We start from the raw sequence: 20109 nt of genomic DNA on the forward strand, positions 1-20109 counted from the left end.
GGCGGGGGGCGGAGGCGACCAGAGGCCAGGACAGGAGGGTGAAGGGAAAAGGGCTAGCGGGGCGCAGTACGGCGCATTTCGTGATAGAGGAGGACAACCACGGGATGAAGAAGCCCCTCCTCAACGGCCTGGGCCAGATTCCCGGGAAGGTTGCCCTGTTTCATTGCTTTCGAGAGAATGCGGTAGGGTTTTTGTGTGATTTGCAGGCGCAGAAGCTCCACCACCCGTGCTGCGTGGTCGGGGTGCTCCTCCCAGAGCAGGCGGGTATCTTCCCCGCCGATAACAGAGTCCAGGGTAGGCTCTGACCGTTCCAGCCTTCGCACGACCAGTTCCAGGCGTTGAACAAAGGGATCTTCCTGAAAAACAACACCGTCTATCTTTGCCCGGAGGGAGAGCCTTCGTCGGGAAGCGCTTCGGGAACGCTCGAACTGACGGCCCACGGCAAGAAAGGTTATTACTCCTGCGGCTGTGCTGCCCAGTAATTCGTCGACCAAAGGTATGGGGGTATGGACAACCAGAGCCAGAAAAAAGAAGACCACCAGGAACGCCCCCGAGGCGATGAGAAAGCGGGGAATGAAGCGTTTCTCGTTAATCCAGTCCCGCACGTCTTCTTCTATTTTGCGGTATAGTTCATTTCTCAACAGGGTGAGGGCTTCCACCCGAGGTTCGGCGCCGAAGAGGCCCTCCACCGGGGTCGCTGAGGTTACCTGCAGAAGCGCCCCCCGTTTCATGAAAGGATGAAGAAAGAGGGCTGTTCCATCACACAACGAGATATGATAGAGAGTTACCGGAGGTGCGACGGTGCTCGTTTGCATGATACCCGGAAAGGTACGGTGGCAGGCGGTTCCTCGTCAAGAGGCCTTTGTATTTGCGAAAAATGGCGTATTAGCGATAAGAGTGTCTTCTTTTCGCCGATGCTTCCCGCAGAGGCCCGTCCCGGGCTATCATATCTTGCCTGGACGGAGTAAACTAGCCCGCCAGGAGGAGAGTTGTCGATGCCCGTTTTACATATTACTACTAACCAGACCATTCCCGCAGAGGACCGCTCCGGGGTGCTCCTTGCTGCCTCCACAACGGTGTCGGAGATGTTGGGAAAACCCGAATCGTACGTGATGGTTCATCTTGAAGATTGTCAGGATCTTTCCTTCGGAGGAACTTCAGATCCCACCTGCATCATGCAGCTCAAGAGCCTGGGGCTTCCCGAGGAACAGACCGCTGATTTCTCAAGCCGTCTCTGCGATTTTGCTGATGTCCACCTGAGCGTCGAGCCTGATCGAACCTACATAGAGTTCATCAATCCCCCCCGGCACATGTGGGGGTACGATCGGCATACTTTTCAGCGCTAAAAGAGGTCGGTCAGAGTAACGTTACGCTATCGATGCCCGATTGAAGGAAAACCGGCCCTGTGGCGGTATTATTTTTTCAGGAGAGAGACCTGCCATGATTGATTCCCCAAAGGATTCCCCCCGGGAACCCTCAGAATGTATTGGTAACGCCGATTCAATCGCCGATGGTGATTCCACCGGCGGCACTGATTTTATTCGCACAATTATCAACGACGATCTTCGCAGCGGCCAGATGCAGAGTGTGGTGCACACACGATTTCCCCCCGAGCCAAACGGATACCTCCATATCGGTCACGCCAAATCGATCATCCTCAATTTTGGTATCGCCCAGGAATACAAGGGGCTGTGCAATCTCCGTTTTGACGACACAAACCCCGTTAAAGAGGATACGGAGTTTGTCGATTCCATTATGGAGGATATCGGCTGGCTCGGTTTTGACTGGGAAGACCGGTTGTTTTTTGCCTCTGATTATTTTGAACAACTCTACCAGTGGGCCGAGTGGCTCATTGGCCAGGGCCACGCCTATGTGGATGAGCTCTCGGCAGAGGAAATCCGTTTGTACCGGGGAACGCCCACGGAACCGGGAAAAAACAGCCCCTGGAGGGATCGCCCCCGGGAGGAGAGCCTCGATATGTTTCGCCGAATGCGGCAGGGGGAGTTTCCCGATGGCCACTGCATTCTGCGTGCCAAAATTGATATGGCTCACCCCAATATCAACATGAGAGACCCCGCTTTGTACCGGATACGGCATGTCCATCATCACCGCACGGGTGATACCTGGTGTATTTACCCCACCTACGATTTTGCCCACGGCCAGTCCGATGCCCTGGAAGGAATCACCCATTCCATCTGTACTCTGGAGTTTGAGAATCATCGGCCTCTCTATGATTGGCTCCTGGAGACCTTGCCCGTTCCGCACCGGCCCAGACAAATCGAGTTTGCCCGTCTGAACCTGACCTGGACAGTTATGAGCAAGCGCAAGCTCCTTCGGCTGGTCCAGGAACAGCACGTGGACGGGTGGGATGATCCGCGCATGCCGACGATCTGCGGGTTGCGGCGTCGTGGGTATACGCCGCAGGCGATCAAGGATTTCTGCGCACGTATTGGTGTCTCCAAGACCAACAGCACCGTGGATCTGGCTCTTCTGGAATTTTCCCTCCGGGAAGATTTGAATGCCCGGGCACCTCGCTACATGGGCGTGGTGGATCCTGTAAAGCTGGTTATCACGAATTGGCCTCAGGGTACGGTCGATTATTTCGACGCATCCACCAGCCCCGACGATCCCGAGGGAGAGAAGCGGCGCCTTCCCTTTTCAGGGGAATTATACGTGGAGCGGGAAGACTACATGGATGATCCGCCCCGTAAGTGGTTTCGTCTGGGGCCGGGCAGGGAAGTGCGCCTGAAGTTTGCCTACTATGTCACGTGCCAGGACGTGGTGCGCGACGAAGCGGGGGTTCTCCGGGAGATCCACTGTACCTACGATCCCGAGAGCAGGGGCGGCGATACTCCCGACGGACGGAAGGTGAAGGGGACGATTCACTGGGTCTCGGCAGCCGAGGCGGTTCCCGCGGAGATTCGACTCTACGAGACCCTTTTTGACCGGGAGAATCCCGAGGAGGTCGAGGATTTCACGGAAGCCCTGAATCCCCGTTCTCTTCAAGTGAGCCAGGGCTATGTGGAGCCTGCTCTTGCACAGATAGAGCCGGGAAGGTCGGTGCAGTTCCTCCGCATGGGATATTTTTGTCGTGATATCCGGGATGGTCAGGGAGAGATGCCGGTTTTCAACAGATCGGTCACTCTGAAGGACGCCTGGGCGCGGATTATCCGCAACAAGCGGGAGAACGAATAGGGAATCTTTTGGTCCTCCCGTGCCGAGTCGCCCCGTGCTTGCCCCCCCGTGTGAGGGTGCAGCCGGGGCGATTTTGGTCTAAAGCGTCTTACGCCGGGAACTCAGCCAGATAGGGCAGGCGCCGGGCTGTGTCTTCTATCTGCTCTGCATGAGAAAGCAGAACAGATGTGGAATCCCAGCTCCCCGCGATGAAGGCGCTGCGGTAGGCAGGATGCATGGAAAAGGTGAAGGTTTTCCCCCCGCAGCGAACTTCGCCGGCCGGAAGATCCATCTCCACCCGCAGGGACGCATCCTCCTCGATGCAGCGCATCAGTTCGGCCATGGCGGAGCTCTCCAGGGTAACTGCCGGGACGCCCAGGGCGGTGCAGTTTCCGGCAAAGATTTCTGCGAAGGACTCTCCCACAATGGCTCGTATTCCTGCACGCATGAGCGCCTGGGGAGCATGTTCGCGGGATGAGCCGCAACCGAAGTTCTTGTTTGCCAGAAGTATTTCTGCCCCCGAGAAACGCTCTTCATTAAAGGGGTGAGGTTTCGTGGTTCCCCCTTCGTCGTAGCGAAGGTCGTAGAATGCGTACTGACCCAAGCCGTCGAAGGTCACCACTTTCATGAAGCGGGCCGGAATGATCTGGTCCGTGTCGATATCGTTGCCCCGGACAACCACGGCCCGGCCTGTCACGTGTTTGATCGCTTGTTTCATCTCGTTCATGGTCTCCTCGCCTTCTGCCATTACGCCTTCGGCCCGACGGCCTGGGGTGCATAGTCTCTCACGTCTACCACTTCCCCCTCGATCGCCGCAAGGGCAACCATGGCAGGACTCATTAAAAGCGTCCGTCCTTTGGGAGACCCCTGGCGGCCCACAAAGTTTCTGTTCGAGCTTGAGGCGGAGAGTTCGCGACCCTCGAGTTTGTCGGGGTTCATGGCAAGGCACATGGAGCAACCTGCGCCACGCCAATCAAAGCCAGCCTCTTGGAAAATTGTGTGAAGCCCCTCCCGTTCGGCCTGGAGAGCAACCCGTTTTGAACCGGGCACCACCATGGCTCGCACCGATTTTGCTACGGTGCGTCCCTGGACAAGGCGGGCTGCCTCGCGGAGATCGCTGATTCGCCCGTTGGTGCAACTCCCGATGAAGGCAACGTCTATCTTCTTGCCCAGAATGGGGTCGCGTTCGGCAAAGCCCATATGACCCAGGGCCTTTTCTGCGATATCGCGATCGTCCTGGGGGATGTCTTTCAAGGTGGGCATTCTGCCATCTACAGGAATTGCCTGGCCCGGGGTTATGCCCCAGGTAACCATGGGCTTCAGTGAGGTTGCGTCAAGCTCGTAGACATCGTCGTATTCCGCGTCGGGACCACTGGCAATCTGTTGCCAGTACTCTTTTGCACGCTCGAAGGATTCGCCCTGGGGGGCGTAGCGGCGGCCCTGAAGATAGGCAAAGGTGGTCTCATCGGGATTGATGTAGCCCACGCGAGCTCCTCCCTCAATACTCATGTTGCAGATCGTCATCCGCTCTTCCATGGAGAGTTGCCGGATTGCCTCGCCGTTGTACTCGTAGGCGTAGCCGATGCCGCCGTTTACCCCCAGATCGGCGATGATTCGCAGGATGATATCCTTGGCGTACACTCCGGGTTGCAGGGAGCCCGTAACGTTGATCTTGCGTACTTTGGGTCTGCTCAGAGCCATGGTCTGGGTTGCCAGGACATCCCGGATTTGAGAGGTGCCGATCCCGAAGGCGATTGCTCCGAAGGCTCCGTGGGTTGAGGTGTGGCTGTCTCCGCAGGCAATGGTCATTCCCGGCTGGGTGAGGCCCAGTTCGGGGCCGATGATGTGGACAATGCCCTGATCGTCGGTATTGAGGCCGAAAAACTCGATTCCGTGTTTTTCGGTGTTCTTCTCCAGGGCTTGCATCATCTCTTCGGCCAGGCGGTCCTTGAAGGGGCGTTCCTGATTTGCCGTGGGGACAATGTGATCCACCGTGGCAAAGGTTCTTTCCGGGTGGAGGACCGAAAGCCCCCGCTCTTCCAGCATTTGGAACGCTTGAGGAGAGGTGACCTCGTGGATCAGGTGCAGACCGATGAAGATCTGATCCTGCCCTGATTCCAGGGTTCCCACTTTGTGGAGATCCCAGACGGTGTTAAAGAGATTTTTTTTCTGCTGCATCGTTTCTATTCCTCCCGGCCTTCCTGGCCGTGTGGTATTCCAGCGGGTGTGGTGCTCCGGCCCGTGGCAAACCCCGGGCCGCGTGGCGCCTAGGCTGTGTGCTGGTCACCTCGAACCATGAGAACCTTGCCCGTTCGTACCAGTTCGATGATCTCGTAGCTGTTGAGAACGCGTGTGGCGTTGTCAACCTCGTCGGATGAACCGGTGATCTCCAGGGTTATTACGGCCTCACCGATATCCACAATATCACACTGCAAGGCCCGGGCGAGTTGAAGGATTTCCGATCGCGCCGGTGCTGTGCAGGCAATTTTGATCAAGGCCAGCTCTCGCTGGATGATATCCTCGCCGGTCCTGTCCGAGGCGTGGACCACATCGATAAGCTTGTTCAGTTGCTTCAGGATCTGGTCCAGAGTCTTCTCATCTCCCGATGCAACGATGTTCATCATGGAGTATTCGGGGTTGCTCGACGGTGAAACCACGAGACTGTCGATGTTGTAACCCCGCCGGGCAAAGACCAGGGATATTCGTATAAGCGCTCCCGGCCGGTTTGCCACGAGAACGCTGATCGTGTGCTTCCGTTCTCCCTTGGTTCGATCCAGAATTGTGTCGATGTGAGATGTAGTGTTCTTCATCAGGTGCTCCCCACAGGTTTGGCAAGTTTTTTCGTTGGCGCTTCTACCAGCATCTCCGAGTAGCCCGCTCCGGCGGGTATCATCGGGTAGACATTGTCTTCCTTGAGAACTTCGGCATCGATCAGGCAAGGCCCGTCGTTGTAGGCCAGGGCGGCTGCAATGACCCGCTTTACGTCGGCACCCCGTCGAATCCGGTATCCATTCACACCAAAACTCTCGGCCAGTTTCACGAAGTCCGGATTTCCTTCCATATCAACACCGGAGAGGCGGTTATCAAAAAAGAGTTCCTGCCACTGGCGAACCATGCCAAGATAGGAGTTATTGATGACCACAATTTTGATAGGGAGTTTGTGAATCATCGCCGTGGCCAGCTCGGGCATGGTCATCTGGAATCCTCCGTCTCCCACAAAGGCTACGACCCGTGCCTCGGGGTGTGCGAACTGCGCACCGATCGCGGCCGGAAGTCCGAACCCCATGGTTCCGGCCCCCCCGCTGGAGAGCCACTGATAGCGGTGGCTGATCAGATAGTGTTGGGCCGCCCACATCTGGTGTTGCCCCACATCGGTAGAGACGTAGGCCTGGCCGTCGGTCTGGCGGTATATTTCGTCGATTACGTGTTCTGCCCGGAGTTTCCCGCTTTTCTTGAACTTCAGGGGGTATTCCCGGCGCCACAGCTCGATCTGGGCGAGCCAGTCGGCGGTATCGCCTGGCTGGACTCTCGATGCAATCTGTTCCACCACGGTAGCGGCGTCGCCCTCGATTGCCAGATCCATCTGAAGGGTCTTGTTGAACTCCGAGGAATCGATGTCGATATGGATTTTTTCAGCATCGCGACAGAACTTTCCCGGATCCCCCACAATCCTGTCGTCCCAACGGGAGCCCACCGAGACGATCAAGTCGCAGTGTTCCACGGCGCGATTTGCGTAGGCCGTACCGTGCATGCCCAGCATTCCCAAAGAGAGGGGATGTGTTTCGGGGAAGCCGCCCTTGCCCAGGAGAGTGTTTACTGCGGGGATCTGCATTTTCTCGGCCAGGTAGATCAGCTCTTTTCCGGCTCCCGATATGATTGCACCGTGGCCGACGAGAAGAACAGGTCTCCGAGACCGTTCGATCATCCGTACGGCCTGCTCGATTTCCTCGGGAGTTCCTTCCTGAGGCAGAGAGTACCCCCGAATGTTCACGGTTCCTCCGTATTCCGGTTCATCCTGGAAGATGGCACTGGATATATCCTTGGGCATATCAATAAGGACGGGGCCGGGGCGTCCGGTCTGGCAGATATGGAAGGCTTCTTTCATAACCCGGGGGATATCATGGACATCCTTGACGAGGTAGGAATGTTTTACCACGGGGTAGGAGATTCCCGATACGTCGGCCTCCTGGAACGCATCCAGGCCAAGGTTCCAGGTGGTTTGTTGGCCTGATATGACTACCATGGGAACTGAATCCATTTGGGCCGTAAGAATTCCGGTGATCGTGTTGGTTGCTCCCGGTCCGGAAGTTACCAGAACGACAGCGGGCTTGCCTGTTGCCCGGGCATAGCCATCGGCCATGTGAGTCGCGCCCTGTTCGTGACGGCTTAGGACGAACTTGACCGGAGAATCTACCAGAGCGTCAAAGATGGGGATTGCCGCACCTCCGGGATAGCCGAAAATATACTCCACTCCGTGATGGTGGATCATGTCTACGATGATTTGCGCACCGTTTTTTTGGTTCATGCCTTCCTCCTGGTTTTCGCCGTCGATCATCTCCAGCAGTCGATCACTCCACCGGCCGATCATGTCAACAATAGAAATCAAGTATTTTACCTTTTCCGGGACAAGTCAAGGGAGTTTTCAGATTTTGTTGCCATTTTTCTACGGGAAAATGGCAATATCGACCCTCGTGATTGGAAAATGAGTCTTTTTTTTCCGCGATCAGACCGAATTTTTTGTCTTTGCTTTTTTATGGCAGATATTTTTACTTTTCGCATGGCCTGGAAAAGGGAATGATGATATATTTTTATCGAAGGTTGTAATCATGCCGACCGGGCAGGCGGCGCCAGGCATGATTGCTGGTTGGTATTGAGCCGCCGGGAAAGGATATTTGTGTGAATCAACTTCTGGGCGACCATGTCGCGTCCATCGGGTCTGCTCTTGAGAGCTATTTCGATACCCAGGCTGGGCAGATCCTGACCTTCCACCCCTGGGGTGAGGATTTGCGATGTCGCCTCCGGGATTTTACCCTTCGAGGAAAGCTCTTGCGGGGCGCGTTGGTCCCTTTTACCTTCCGACTCTTCTCCCGCGAAGACCCTCTGCCGTCGGCTTGCCTCCAGGCAGGAGTGGCCATGGAACTTCTTCAGGCCTTTCTTTTGATCCACGACGATATCATGGACCAGGATAAAACTCGTCGGGGAGCTCCCGCCGTGCACGCTCAGTACGAGGAGCATCTCTTTGGGAAGCGCCCCGAGGTACTCTCGACGGAAGGTGAGCATTACGGTGTGGCCCAGGGAATTTGTGCGGGCGATGTTGCTGCCTTTCTGGCGATGCAGATCATCTCGGGTCTGGAGGTTATTCCCGAGACCCGGGTTGAGCTGGTATCGATGATCTCCCGGGAGATCGTGGCAGTAGGGTTGGCTCAGATGCAGGATGTTCATCACGGGGCGGTGTCTCAGGCGGAGCCGGAGAAAATTCTGGAAGTCTATACCGGTAAAACGGGCCGCTACACCTTCAGCTTGCCCATGATGATTGGCGCTCGTCTGGCAGGACAGCCCGATCGGGTGGTTCAGCTTCTCCAGCGTTTTGGCGAGAGCCAGGGGCGGATTTTCCAGATCCGCGACGATCAACTGGGGATTTTTGGTGATTCCCAGTTGATCGGAAAGCCCCTGGGAAGCGATATCCGGGAAAATAAAAAAACACTTTTCCGAGAGGAACTTTTTCGGCGTCTGCCGCAGGATCACCCGCTTCGCGACTATTTCGGATCAGATCAGATCGGACCTGAGGAGGTTGAGAAGGTCCGACAAGCCCTTCACGAGGAGGGAGTGATGGATGTCGTGGAGGAACAGGTTGCCCGGGACCGGGAGGAATCTCTGGAGATTGTCGAAAGGCTGTCTCTTTCTGCCGGGTTTTCTGCGGAGGGCCGTGAGGCCTTGGAGGGACTTGTTTCCTACAATCTCGGACGTACCCGGTGAGCGCAGAAGATCGAAGCAAAAAGAGGTGCGATCGTGCAATCAGGCCACGCAGGATGCGGCCTTCTGGCAGACCTCCAGAAAGAGTTCGTGAACCCGCGTGTCCTCGGTGAGCTCCGGGTGAAAGGAGAGTGCCAGGAGGTTGCCCTGGCGTACAGCAACGGCCTCTTCCTGCGGGGATCCCTCGCGGGAGGAGGACTCCAGGAAAGCCAGGGTCTCCACCTGGGGCCCCTGGGCGATGATGCGGGGAGCGCGGATAAAAACCCCCACCAGGGGATGGTGGTGGGGCAGGGTTGCAACAGAGCTGGGAAAGGCAGAGCTGCGGAACTCGCTCAGGGGTCCCCCGAGGGGGGCCTCAAAGCTCTCGATCTGACGGCCGTAGGCGTTGCGCCGCAGGGTGATGTCCATCAGTCCCAGCCGGGGCTGATTGCTGTCTTCGATGGTTTTTGCCAGAAGAATAGCCCCTGCACAGGTTCCCATGAGGGGCAGTCCTCTCCGGGCGGAATTGCGAATTTCACCAAGAAGTCCGAATCTCTCCATGAGCATCCCGATGGTTGTGCTCTCACCCCCGGGGATGATGAGCCCTGCCAGTCCCGCCATGTCCCCGGGGTTGCGCACCGGCCGGGATGCTGCTCCCAAGCGGGAGAGCATCTCACGGTGGCGATCATATCCCCCCTGAAGGGCGATCACACCAACGGGATCGCCCTGGGGAAGACTCCGAAAGGAACTGCTCACAGTTATTACCAGCCTCGTCCGGCGATCCGTTCGCCCTCGGGCATGGTTGAAACGTTAATCCCCGTCATCGCCTCTCCCAGGGAGCGCGATAGCTCTACCAGCTTGGCGGGATCATCGTAGCAGGCCACGGCGTCGACGATAGCCCGGGCTCGGCGCTCGGGATCATCCGATTTGAACACGCCTGACCCGACAAAGACCGCTTCTGCTCCCAGGTGCACCATGAGTGCTGCATCGGCGGGGGTGGCAACGCCGCCAGCCGAGAAGTTGGGCACCGGCAGTTTTCCTGTGCGGGCCACTTCCTGTACCAGGTCGAAGGGGGCTCCCAGATCCTTGGCCCGCGTCATGAGCTCCTCGGGGGGGCAGTTCTGGAGCGCCCGGATATCTCCTAGAAGGGTGCGCAAGTGTCGCACTGCCTCAACGACATCGCCCGTTCCTGCCTCGCCCTTGGTTCGGATCAAGGCCGCCCCTTCGCCGATTCTCCGCAGGGCCTCGCCCAGGTTGCGGCATCCGCAGACGAAGGGTGCAGCGAACTGGTGCTTGTCCACGTGATAGGTGTCATCGGCGGGGGTAAGGACTTCGCTCTCGTCGATGAAGTCGATTCCCATGGCTTGAAGCATCCGGGCTTCCACGATGTGTCCGATCCTGCATTTGGCCATGACCGGAATGGAAACGGCTTTCTGGATCTCTTCGATCATGGCGGGATCGCTCATCCGGGCGACTCCGCCGTGGGCTCTAATGTCAGCGGGGACGCGCTCCAGGGCCATCACCGCCTGGGCACCGGCATCGGCGGCGATTTTCGCCTGGGTAGCGTTGGTGACGTCCATGATGACGCCTCCCTTGAGCATCTCTGCAAGACCACGTTTTGTGCGCCACGTTGAGGACTGACGCTCTGACCAGGTTGTTTCTTTCATGTTCTCCATAATTCCTTGGGAAAAGGTATACATCGCGCGTCCTCTCGTCAATATCACGGGGGGTATGCTACACTTCCCGGTATATGTCGATCGTAGCGGATAATCGTGCCGGTAATCTTGCCGATAACCTTGCTGTTATAGAAGAGCGGATTCAATCGGCCTGCCTGCGCTCTGGCCGTTCCCGGGATTCGGTGCGCCTTATGGCAGTTACAAAGCGCCAGCCTCCGGAACTCCTTGAGGAAGCTCTTCGGTTGGGGCTCCGGCTCTTTGGTGAGAGCCGTATCCAGGAGACCAAGGCCAAGCACGCGCTCTTTCCTCCCTCGGCAGAGGTGCACCTTATAGGACACTTGCAGCGAAACAAGGCTCGCGACGCAGCGCAGCTCTACCATGCGGTGCAGTCCATCGATGCCGTGCGCACTGTGGATGCCCTGGCTTCCCGGCTGGAAGAGGAAGGGCGGGAGATCGGGGCGTTTCTTGAGGTAAACACCTCGGGAGAGCCTTCCAAGGAGGGAGTTCAAGGGTTCGGTGACCTTTTGCAGGTGGCTCTGGCCATAGAAGCGTCTCCCCGCATCAGCCTGCAGGGACTGATGACAATCGCTCCGTATACAGCGGAGGAAACTCCCCTGCGAAGGGCCTTTGCACAGCTTCGGGACTACCGGGATCGCCTGGAGGGGGAATTGGGGCGTGCCGTGCCAGACCTTTCCATGGGTATGAGCGGGGATCTGGAATGGGCGATCCGGGAGGGTTCCACCCTGGTCAGGGTGGGGACAGCTCTCTTTGGAAACCGCTTGTCATGAAGGCTGGTCCATGAAGGAGCTTCCATGAAGAGGGAAGGCAGGTTTGCCATATTTGTCGCCTGGGTTCTGCTGATCCTGGCGTTTCCCCGGCCCTTCGTCCCCCCCGCTCTTGCGGTTGCCGTGGCCGGATCGTCTCTTTCGGATGACGATTCCCCACCGCTTCCCTACGAACGGGAAGAGTTCCCCGACTGGGCCCGCGATCTTCGGAGAGGGGAAATTGTGGCGATTGGCTCCTTCCCGTTGGCGGTGATCCTGAGCGGGATCGGGTTGCAATTGGGAAGGTTTGCTGTCAAAAGTCTTGAAGAAGGACAGTTCTCCCAGGAATATGCTCCCTTTTTCTTTTCCACCCGCACTGGATCCCAGTATAACCAGGAGGAGCGGGTGGGGCTTCTTATTTCTGCAGGGATAATCAGCGTCGGAGTGGCCGTGGCAGATTATATCCTGGGAAGACGTGAGCGGAAGGCTGCCGCCGCAAGGAGAGAGTAAAACATTTCATGAATATCTATCATTTTCACTATTCCATCCCCGAGACGATTCCCGGAGGAAGGCGGCTTGATCAATTTCTTGCCGATGAGGCAGATCTTTGTCGACGGAGTCAGTTGAAGCAGAGAGTTCGCGATCTGCGCTGTAACGGGAAGCCGGCAAAACTCTCCACACGAGTTTTACCGGGAGATATCGTCGAGGGGTCTCTGGAGGCTGTCGGCCTGCCCAAGGCGATTCCTCAGCCTGTGGATTTTCCCCTTATTCACGAGGGACGCTCTTTCCTGGTGATTGATAAGCCTCAAGGGCTTGTGGTTCATCCCGGAGCGGGGAATCCCGATGGCACGCTCGTGAACGGTTTGCTATGGCGCTACCGGGACGATCCTTTTTTTCAGGCCCTGAGGAACATTCCCGAGGGAGCGTCCGGTGAGGAGATTTCAGACGAAAGTGATCAGGAGGCCGATCAGGAAAGTGATCAGGAAGGTGATCTGAGGCCTGGTATCGTTCACCGTCTGGACAAGGATACCAGCGGTGTGATGATTGTCGCCAAAACTTTGGAGACCCACCAGTACCTGGTGGATCAATTCATGGCAGGGAGCGTCAAGAAGCTGTATCTGGCCATTACCCGGGGTGCGATCCGCCAGAACCAGGGTATTATCGATTCTCCCCTGGGGCGGGATCCGAACCATCGGCGTCGTTTTGCCGTCACCCCCGGTGCAGGCAAGCCGGCTCACACTGCGTTTCAGGTTCTGCGCCGGTTTCCTCAGCATACCCTGGTATTGCTGAAACCCTCCACGGGCCGGACCCATCAGCTTCGGGTTCACCTGGCTTCTCTGGGAAACCCCATTCTGGGGGACCCGCTCTATGCACGCCCGGACAGGCAGCTGCCTCAGGCGACCCTGATGTTGCATGCCCGTCTCCTTGAGCTCTCTCCGGAGCCTGAGGGGGGCGTGACGCCCTATATTGCCCCTGTGCCTGAACGGTTTCGGGAGGTTTTGAGGATTCTTTCGGGGAAGGGGCCTTCCCGGGGGTAACTCTCCCGGGCGCATCGCTTGGGTGTCTTCGGTCGTGTTTTCGCCGGCTTTCCTGGTCAGGCCCGTTCGCTATGGTCCCGATAGTACGGGCTCAGGTGTCGTTCGGCCCGGACCGTGGAGGGGGGGCCTACCGCAGGAAGAAGAAGCATTTCCCGCTCCGCCTCGGGGATGGTGAAGATCATGTCCTTCATGGTTGCCACCAGAAGTTCCTCGTTGTAGGCCGAGGCTGTCTCGCCCAGGGTTCCGGCATGGACAATGGTTCCGGTGAAAAGAAGCTCTCCCACCCGGTACATATAGGAGCTGGTAGAGTGGGGGAGAACGGGCAGGGCCTGTACCTGGAGCCCTCCGATCAGGAGGCGGTTCACCTCTTCCGGCACCAGATGCTCACAGGTAATGCCAAACATATCGCTCGCTCCGGCGATGAGCTGGTAGGAGTAGATCCGGCAGAGGGTGCGCAGGGCATGGCGCATGTAAGCCTCGGGGTGAGTTACGAGAACCCACCGGACCGTGAGATTGTGCTGGAGCAGGAGCGAGTAGAGTTCGTTATCCAGATGAACCGGATCCAGCAGAATCGCCTCGGAGGCGTTCCTCCCGGCTACTATGTAGCAATTGGTGCGGCTGATGGGGCTGAAATAGGGAATGACCCGCAAGCCCGGGAGTTTTCCTCCTTTGCCGCAAGGGTCCTCGTCGGAAGCCGGTAAAACATCGGGGGTGCTCAAAAACAAGCCTCCTCGTGGTTGGAAAATTTGAAGGAAACCTCCTGGCGCTCGGAGAACTGGAAGAGGGCGTCCTTGAGATCACAGTTGGCAAACTTGACCTCCCGCAGGCGGGCGTTGATGAAGCGACTTCGCCGCAGGGAGCAGTCGCTGAAATCCGTTGACTGGGCTGCAATGGCGTTAAAATTGCACATATCGGCCGTTGCCCCCGTGAAAGCGCATCGCGTAAGGCGGCTTCCGGCGAAGACGGAATCCATGAGATGACTCTCGTCAAAGCGGCAATCCTCAAATACGGCAAAGTCAGCAAAAACGCAATCCCACGTGGTATCGCGAAAATCGCAGTTGCGAAAGGTTGCCCCCGAGAAGGCGGCCCATCGCAGATGCCTTGCCCGCAGGTCAAGATCCCGGAAGGTAGCTCCCCGGCCGTTGAGATGCTCTATCACCGAGGCTGTCTCGCCCAGGAGGGTCAAAAACGTGTCCTGATCAACCTTTTGTTCAAACACCCCGGCATTCTACGAAGAGGAGGGGAACTTGCACAACCGGTGCGGGAAAGTTACAATCCTGTGATGGCTCGATGTTTTCGATGCAGCGCTGATTTTCCCCCGAATATTCCCCTCAACCGCAGCGAGGAATGTCCTCGCTGTTTCCAGCCGGTTCGGTGTTGCAGGAACTGCGAGTACTATAGCCCCGGCTCGCACTGGGATTGTCGGGAAACGGTTTCTGAGCAGGTCTTTGACAAGGAACGCGCCAATTTTTGCGATTATTTTCGTCTGGGTGCTCCGGGAGGCGGGGGGGCTGCTTCGAAGAAATCTTCCCCGGGGGGTGAGTCGAAACCATCGACACGGAAAGCCTTCGATGATCTCTTTTCCTGACCCGAAGCGCATCCTCTCGGGACGTTGCTGCCAGGGATGCCATCGCCCGGGTTCCCTTCGGGGCGGGGCGGTTCAATCTGATACTCTCCAGGTGGTTTGCCGGTATGGTTCTGTTTCTTGATTCAGGCGTGGGGGGGCTTGTGTATCTGGAGGAGTTCCAGAGCCGCTTTCCCGGCGTCCCCTGTTGTTATGTGGCCGACACGGCCTTCTTTCCCTACGGAAGCCGATCTCCCCGGAATGTCCGGGATCGTCTTGTTGCCCTGGTCGGAGCGGTTTTAAGGGAAGAAATCTCCCCCCAGGTCATCGTGGTAGCGTGCAACACTGCTTCAGTGGTTGCCCTGGAGGCGTTGCGGAGAACCTACCCGCATCCCTTTGTGGGGGTGGTGCCAGCCGTAAAACCTGCTGCCGCCAGAACTCGCAGCGGCCATCTGGCGCTCCTGGCAACGCTGCAAACCACAAAGGATCCCTACACAGACGGTCTGGTCAAGACCTTCGCCCGGTATTGCCGAGTCTCGCGCCTGGGCCTTCCCGGGCTGGTACAAGCCGCCGAGGAGTCCTTCTGTTCTGGCGAGGACGGGGTGGCCCGGGTTATTGAGGAAGAGGTAGTGCCCTGTCTGGCCAATGATGTGGATACCGTTGTTTTGGCTTGTACGCATTTTGTGCGCTACCGGCACCTCTTTTCACAGATTCTGGGGCCCTCTGTAGCAGTGGTTGATTCTCTGGAGGGAGTAGTCCAGCGGATCGCTGCGGTCTATCCGCCGGGGCTTCGCCAGGGAGGCTCTCCTGCTTCGGAGGACAAGCCCTTCCTCTTCCATACATCTCCCCTGTCTCCTCGTTATTCCTGTATTGATGGACGCTACAGGGTGCGAAACCTCGCCTTCCTCCCTACCGCCGGAGAGGTCCTCTCCCCGTGAGTCTTTCAGCAATCGTCATGTGGGGGGCGAACAATATTTACAATCTCCGAACTCTTGAAGGCCGGATCTGTGAGAACGTTCGCATCAAGGGAAAGGTCTTGCCCGGCACGGATATCTCCGAGGCAAACCCGCTCGCACCGGGAGACCTGGTGACCCTGGTTGAAGAGGAAGGGGGAGTGCGGATTCTGGAACGTCAGGAACGGCGCAACGTGGTGCATCGCTGGAATAGAAAGCGCCGCAAAATGCAGGCTATCGCTGCTAATGTGGATACGGTTTTCGTGGTTGCCGCGCCGGAAGATCCTCCCTACCGTCCTAACTTTGTGGATCGTGTTCTGGTTATGGCGGAGCTGGCGGGCATTCCCGCAGCGGTGATTCTGAACAAGGCCGATAAAGCTGTTCCTCCCGAGGTGGAGCGGCATCTGTCGATCCTGGGAGATCTCGGCTACCCTCTTTACCGCACGATCGCTGGCGAAGCTGCCCGGCGGATTCACCATGAGGGGGACCTTCCTGCTTTCCGGAAGGATACGGCCAGAGCTGTGAGCGTTCTTGTGGGTCGATCCGGGGTTGGTAAATCTTCCCTGGTGAATAGTCTGATCCCCGAGGCAAACCTGGCCACCGGGGATACCTCCACCAAGTATCAACGGGGTCGCCATACCACCACCCTGGCAAAGCAGGTGGTCTCTCTGGATTCCCGCGCTGGGGGGGCCATGTACATCGACACACCGGGGGTCCGCGAGTTTGATCTTCTGGGTTACGATTGCAGCGAAATTGCTGCCGGATATCGGGACTTTCTGCCGTTTCTTCCTCATTGTCGCATGCCGGGTTGCACCCATCTGCACGAACCGGATTGTTCTGTCCTGAAGGCTCTGGCAGAAGGAGCCATTGCCCGGGAGCGCTATGATTCCTATCAACGCCTGGCCATGAATATACTGGAGGAGAATCGATGACCGCCCTGACTGCCCTGGAGTTCGACAGGATACGGCCAGCCCTGGCTGCCTTGACCGCCACCGAGGAAGGGCGTTTGGCCATGGCCTCCCTGGAGCCTGAGGACGATCTCCTTTCGCTGGATCGTCTAGCTGACGATGTGCGATCGATTCTCCAGGCTTTGGAGGCAGGTGTTCCCGCTCCAGGCGGCGATGTACCTCCTCTTGAAGAGATTTTCACGCTTCTCTCCCGCCGGGGAACGGTGCTTGAGCTGGAGCAGCTGGTAGCGCTTCGCCATCTTCTGGAGACAGCTCAGGATTTCCGCAGGTTTTTTCGTGCCGGCGAGGAGGAGGGGTATCTCCCTGAAGGGCGCTCGGCACGCCTTCAGGGAGGCCGGGCCCTCCACGGAACCCTTCGCTCCCTTCTTACCGGTGAGGGGGAGATAAAAGAGGAGGCTGTTCCCGAGATCGTGGCCTTGCGCCGTCAGATCACGGGGCTTCATCAGGATCTGCACCGAAGCTCTGAGGCAATCCTTCGATCTTCCCGGGATATCTACCGGGAGGATCGAGCTACCCTCCGTGACGGTCGAACGGTCCTTCCTTTAATTTCTGACTTCAGGGGGCGGGTGGAGGGCATTATCCATGAATCGTCGGGAAGTGGTGAGACGCTTTTTGTGGAGCCTCCGGAACTGGTGGATCTTAACAATCGGCTGGTGAGGACCCAGAATGATATCATCCGCGAGGTTCGTCGCGTTCTTCGGGAGATCTCCGAAGAGGCCCGGTCCTGCCGGGAGGAACTGTACGAGCTCTACGGGCAGGTTGTTGCTGCCGATTGCCTCCTGGCTCGCGCCCGCTACGGGATGGCCCTTTCAGGACGAATTGTTTCGAGGGGGGAGCAGCTTCACCTGATTCAGGCGCGCCATCCCTTGTTGGGAAAAGCCTGTGTTCCCCTGGATATAACCTTCGACTCCTCCACACGGCTCATGGTTCTGAGTGGTCCCAACACAGGAGGAAAAACAGTTTTCCTGAAAACACTGGGTCTTCTGGTTCTTATGAGCCACTGCGGGGTGCCGATTCCTGTGGCGGAAGGGAGTTCTCTTCCCTTTTTTCGGTGGATTGGGGTGGATATCGGCGACGAACAGTCCCTGGATGAGTCGCTGTCCACCTTTTCGGCTCATCTGCGTACTCTGGGGGAGATCGCCCGTCAGGCTGATGAGCAGAGCCTGATTCTGCTGGACGAACTTGGTTCGGGAACCGACCCCGAAGAGGGGGCTGCCCTCTCCATGGCGATTGTGGATCATCTCATGGAACGGGGCAGCACGATTCTGGCAACCACCCACCAGACAATATTGAAGCATTACGGCTACACCCGCCAGGGAGCGGTGAACGCCGCCATGGCCTTTGATGAAGAGTCCCATCGTCCCACCTACCGGGTGATTCCCGGCCGTCCTGGAGGGAGTCATGCCATCGATGCGGCTCGGGAGCAGGGTCTCCTTCCGGAGATTGTCGAAAAAGCGGCGGCCTATCACAGTGCTCACCACAATAGCGTTACCGAGATCATCCAGCGCCTGACCCGGGAAGAGGAACGCTTGAATCAGGAGCGACAGAATGTCGCCCGGCTTCAGGAGGAGCTGGTGCAGGAACGGGACCAGGCCGCCCGGACCCGGGAATACTACCAGGAGCAGGAACGTCTGCTGAAAAAAGAGGGCCTTCGGGAAATCAGTCGAGCCCTGGATGAGGCGCGGCGCCGGGTGGAGGCCGAGATCCGCAGTGTCCGGGAGGCCGGCGGAAAACTGGAGAAAGATCAGATTCGCCGTGCCCAGGGAGCGCTGGAAGAACTGGCTGATCTCAAGAAGGCCACCGCCGCCGAAGCGGAAGAGGCTGTTTCCGGGGAGGACTCTTCCGGCCTGCGCGGTATCGGAGCTTCCCTTGAAACGGCCGAGGCTGGGGCGTCTGTGCGTCACAGGAAAACAGGCCGTTCCGGAGTGATTCTTCGGGTTCGAAAGGGGCGTGCCGAGGTGCAATTCGGAGCGATTCGCATGACTGTGCCCCTGGAAGAACTGGAAGAGGAGGCTTGCAAGGCAGGCAGGGCGCCGTCCCGGCCCGTTGTTTCTGCCGGCTCCTCCCGGCCAGCGCCGCCGGCTGCGCTGGAGCTGGATCTTCGCGGCTATCGACTTGCCGCTGCCCTGGAAGAGCTGGAGCGATCGGTCGACGCCTCGGTGATGCACGGTGTTCCGGTGCTTTCGATTATTCACGGTACAGGCACGGGGGTTCTTCAGAAGGGTGTGCACGAGTATCTGGAGGAGCGCCGTGAAGTCCACAGATATCGCTTTGCCCTTCCTGAAGATGGAGGATTTGGGAAAACGGTGGTTGAGTTTCTCAATGACTCCAGAGTAGGATGAGAGGGTGAAAAAAATTGCAGCTCCCTTTGGGCATCTTCAGCTTCTCCGAACAAGTTTTTTCCGGAGCAGGCCGCTTCGTCTGCCGGGTTCTCCGGGACTTCTTTCGCGGGGAGTCTTTCTTGTGGCGCTCCTGGTGGTGCTAACGGTCTCACTCGCTTCCTGTCTCTCCGTAGAGACCGAGCTGGATCTCCGACGGGGTGATGATCTGGGGCTTGTCCTGCGATATCGAATCAACCCTGCCATGTGGGACCTGGGTGTCTTTGATCCCGACTCTCCTGAACGGGCCATTCCCGTATCTCGTCGCGATGTGGAAGAGACCGCAGGTCTTTACCCCGATGTGCGGGTAGCACATTATTCAATAGACCGCACTTCCGAGGCAGTAATCGTGGAGGTTCAATATCGAGCGGGGTCCGTCGAGAGCCTCAAGGGCCTATGGGGAACCGCCGGGGGAGCTCCTCTGGTTTTTTTCTCTTCCTCCGATGCCCCTTCAGGCAGTGGTGTGCGAATACCTTTGGCCACGGGTCCCGAAGAATCAGATCCCGAGCAACAAGCTCTGCTGGAAGGGCTCTTTGCCGGTCAGCGTGCACGTGTCACCGTGTATGCTCCGGAAAAAATCTCCAGGAGCACTGCGCCCGAGTTCTCGGGCAGTTCCTTTGAAACCACGACAGAGGGATCTGTCTTTTCCCTGGTCGTGGCGATGCATAGTCTGGTAACACACCCCGGGACGGGATGGGTCGAGTTGGAATGGTAGTGAGAGGAGCATCAGCACAATGAGTTTTCGCGATCATCGGGTTCGCCTCTTTGAGAAGAAACTTAAGATCATGTTTGATCGTATTGATCTGGAGCTGGAAGAAGGCTGGGGTGAAACCTATCCGCTCCATCCGGCCCGCCCGGCATCAGGGACCTTCGGAAACCCTCAGGACGAAGGGCTTTTCAGTCTGGGAGCGTCCTTTTCCGCAGGTTATGGAAGCGATCACGGTCGGGGCTATGTGGTGGAAGTACGGCTTGCAACACTGGCTCAAGTCCCCGATAATCAGGTAGAGCAGATTCGGGAATACGTTGTAACCCGCATCAGGGAGCTCCTGCCTGAACTCTTCGGGGACAGGTCCCTGGAAGTTGTTCGCGACGGCGATCTCTTTAAAATCGTTGGAGATTTATCTATTTCGTGAACATTACAC

20 protein-coding genes are annotated in these 20109 nt (G+C 57.7%); 11 read left to right on the plus strand and 9 right to left on the minus strand.

All coding sequences use genetic code 11. The features are described from left to right. Window positions 1-53: 53 nt before the first annotated feature. Window positions 54-815: a hypothetical protein gene (locus BW950_RS02025; protein ID WP_076487626.1), complete on the minus strand. Its 762-nt coding sequence runs from the start codon at window positions 813-815 to the stop codon at window positions 54-56. Between the two features lie 180 nt (window positions 816-995). On the opposite strand from BW950_RS02025, the gene BW950_RS02030 reads away from it, so the two are divergent. Both BW950_RS02030 and BW950_RS02035 read left to right on the plus strand, forming a co-directional pair. After that, window positions 996-1346 (plus strand): phenylpyruvate tautomerase MIF-related protein, encoded by a 351-nt coding sequence (locus BW950_RS02030; protein ID WP_076487627.1) that lies wholly within the window; start codon window positions 996-998, stop codon window positions 1344-1346. A 94-nt stretch (window positions 1347-1440) separates the two neighbouring features. Next, on the plus strand, window positions 1441-3195 hold the full coding sequence (locus BW950_RS02035; protein ID WP_083943647.1) for a glutamine--tRNA ligase/YqeY domain fusion protein: 1755 nt from the start codon (window positions 1441-1443) through the stop codon (window positions 3193-3195). Between the two features lie 88 nt (window positions 3196-3283). Here the strand turns inward: BW950_RS02035 and leuD are convergent, their stop codons facing one another. The 4 genes from leuD to ilvB all read right to left on the minus strand — a co-directional run bounded on the left by leuD (window position 3284) and on the right by ilvB (window position 7780). Continuing rightward, window positions 3284-3922: a 3-isopropylmalate dehydratase small subunit gene (leuD, locus tag BW950_RS02040; RefSeq protein ID WP_234969001.1), complete on the minus strand. Its 639-nt coding sequence runs from the start codon at window positions 3920-3922 to the stop codon at window positions 3284-3286. Beyond that, window positions 3922-5352, minus strand: a complete 1431-nt coding sequence (gene leuC, locus BW950_RS02045; protein WP_076487628.1) for a 3-isopropylmalate dehydratase large subunit — start codon at window positions 5350-5352, stop codon at window positions 3922-3924. Before leuC ends, leuD begins: the two co-directional genes overlap by 1 nt. An 89-nt stretch (window positions 5353-5441) precedes the next feature. Further along, window positions 5442-5984 (minus strand): acetolactate synthase small subunit, encoded by a 543-nt coding sequence (gene ilvN, locus BW950_RS02050; RefSeq protein WP_076487629.1) that lies wholly within the window; start codon window positions 5982-5984, stop codon window positions 5442-5444. Continuing rightward, on the minus strand, window positions 5984-7780 hold the full coding sequence (gene ilvB, locus BW950_RS02055; protein WP_234969002.1) for a biosynthetic-type acetolactate synthase large subunit: 1797 nt from the start codon (window positions 7778-7780) through the stop codon (window positions 5984-5986). Before ilvB ends, ilvN begins: the two co-directional genes overlap by 1 nt. Before the next feature lie 290 nt (window positions 7781-8070). Between ilvB and BW950_RS02065 the strand changes: the two genes are divergently transcribed. After that, window positions 8071-9150, plus strand: coding sequence for a polyprenyl synthetase family protein (locus tag BW950_RS02065; RefSeq protein ID WP_076487632.1), 1080 nt, complete (start codon window positions 8071-8073; stop codon window positions 9148-9150). 39 nt (window positions 9151-9189) lie between these two features. Here BW950_RS02065 and pdxT read toward each other — a convergent pair whose 3' ends face one another. Both pdxT and pdxS read right to left on the minus strand, forming a co-directional pair. Further along, window positions 9190-9882 (minus strand): pyridoxal 5'-phosphate synthase glutaminase subunit PdxT, encoded by a 693-nt coding sequence (gene pdxT, locus BW950_RS02070; RefSeq protein ID WP_076487633.1) that lies wholly within the window; start codon window positions 9880-9882, stop codon window positions 9190-9192. Window positions 9883-9887: 5 nt separating this feature from the next. After that, the gene (gene pdxS, locus BW950_RS02075; RefSeq protein WP_076487775.1) at window positions 9888-10793 is read right to left on the minus strand and encodes a pyridoxal 5'-phosphate synthase lyase subunit PdxS; all 906 of its coding nucleotides are present in this window, start codon (window positions 10791-10793) and stop codon (window positions 9888-9890) included. 83 nt (window positions 10794-10876) lie between these two features. On the opposite strand from pdxS, the gene BW950_RS02080 reads away from it, so the two are divergent. The 3 genes from BW950_RS02080 to BW950_RS02090 are packed head-to-tail and all read left to right on the plus strand — an operon-like array spanning window position 10877 to window position 13104. Continuing rightward, window positions 10877-11590 carry a YggS family pyridoxal phosphate-dependent enzyme gene (locus BW950_RS02080; protein WP_076487634.1) on the plus strand — a complete coding sequence of 238 codons (714 nt, stop codon included), beginning with the start codon at window positions 10877-10879 and terminating at the stop codon, window positions 11588-11590. Between the two features lie 24 nt (window positions 11591-11614). After that, window positions 11615-12076 (plus strand): DUF8521 domain-containing protein, encoded by a 462-nt coding sequence (locus BW950_RS02085; RefSeq protein WP_076487635.1) that lies wholly within the window; start codon window positions 11615-11617, stop codon window positions 12074-12076. A gap of 8 nt (window positions 12077-12084) precedes the next feature. Next, a complete protein-coding gene (locus BW950_RS02090) occupies window positions 12085-13104 on the plus strand; it encodes an RluA family pseudouridine synthase (protein ID WP_076487636.1) in 1020 nt (339 codons plus the stop codon). 56 nt (window positions 13105-13160) lie between these two features. On the opposite strand, the gene BW950_RS02095 is transcribed toward BW950_RS02090, so the two are convergent. Together BW950_RS02095 and BW950_RS02100 are read right to left on the minus strand one after the other, a co-directional pair. Continuing rightward, the gene (locus tag BW950_RS02095; RefSeq protein ID WP_143559090.1) at window positions 13161-13823 is read right to left on the minus strand and encodes an MBL fold metallo-hydrolase; all 663 of its coding nucleotides are present in this window, start codon (window positions 13821-13823) and stop codon (window positions 13161-13163) included. Further along, window positions 13820-14323 carry a pentapeptide repeat-containing protein gene (locus BW950_RS02100; protein ID WP_076487638.1) on the minus strand — a complete coding sequence of 168 codons (504 nt, stop codon included), beginning with the start codon at window positions 14321-14323 and terminating at the stop codon, window positions 13820-13822. The genes BW950_RS02095 and BW950_RS02100 overlap by 4 nt, the downstream gene beginning before the upstream one ends. Before the next feature lie 473 nt (window positions 14324-14796). Between BW950_RS02100 and murI the strand changes: the two genes are divergently transcribed. The 5 genes from murI to BW950_RS02130 are packed head-to-tail and all read left to right on the plus strand — an operon-like array spanning window position 14797 to window position 20100. Continuing rightward, entirely contained in the window at window positions 14797-15606 is an 810-nt protein-coding gene (gene murI, locus BW950_RS02110) for a glutamate racemase (RefSeq protein WP_076487639.1), read from the plus strand. Then, window positions 15603-16553, plus strand: a complete 951-nt coding sequence (gene rsgA, locus BW950_RS02115) for a ribosome small subunit-dependent GTPase A (protein WP_143559091.1) — start codon at window positions 15603-15605, stop codon at window positions 16551-16553. The genes murI and rsgA overlap by 4 nt, the downstream gene beginning before the upstream one ends. Then, a complete protein-coding gene (locus BW950_RS02120; RefSeq protein ID WP_076487641.1) occupies window positions 16550-18931 on the plus strand; it encodes an endonuclease MutS2 in 2382 nt (793 codons plus the stop codon). The genes rsgA and BW950_RS02120 overlap by 4 nt, the downstream gene beginning before the upstream one ends. Window positions 18932-18935: 4 nt before the next feature. After that, entirely contained in the window at window positions 18936-19682 is a 747-nt protein-coding gene (locus tag BW950_RS02125) for a hypothetical protein (protein WP_076487642.1), read from the plus strand. A 19-nt stretch (window positions 19683-19701) separates the two neighbouring features. Then, window positions 19702-20100 carry a hypothetical protein gene (locus BW950_RS02130; protein ID WP_076487643.1) on the plus strand — a complete coding sequence of 133 codons (399 nt, stop codon included), beginning with the start codon at window positions 19702-19704 and terminating at the stop codon, window positions 20098-20100. Window positions 20101-20109: the final 9 nt, after the last annotated feature.

The sequence above is a fragment of the Alkalispirochaeta americana genome, assembly GCF_900156105.1.
GTDB lineage: Bacteria > Spirochaetota > Spirochaetia > DSM-27196 > Alkalispirochaetaceae > Alkalispirochaeta > Alkalispirochaeta americana.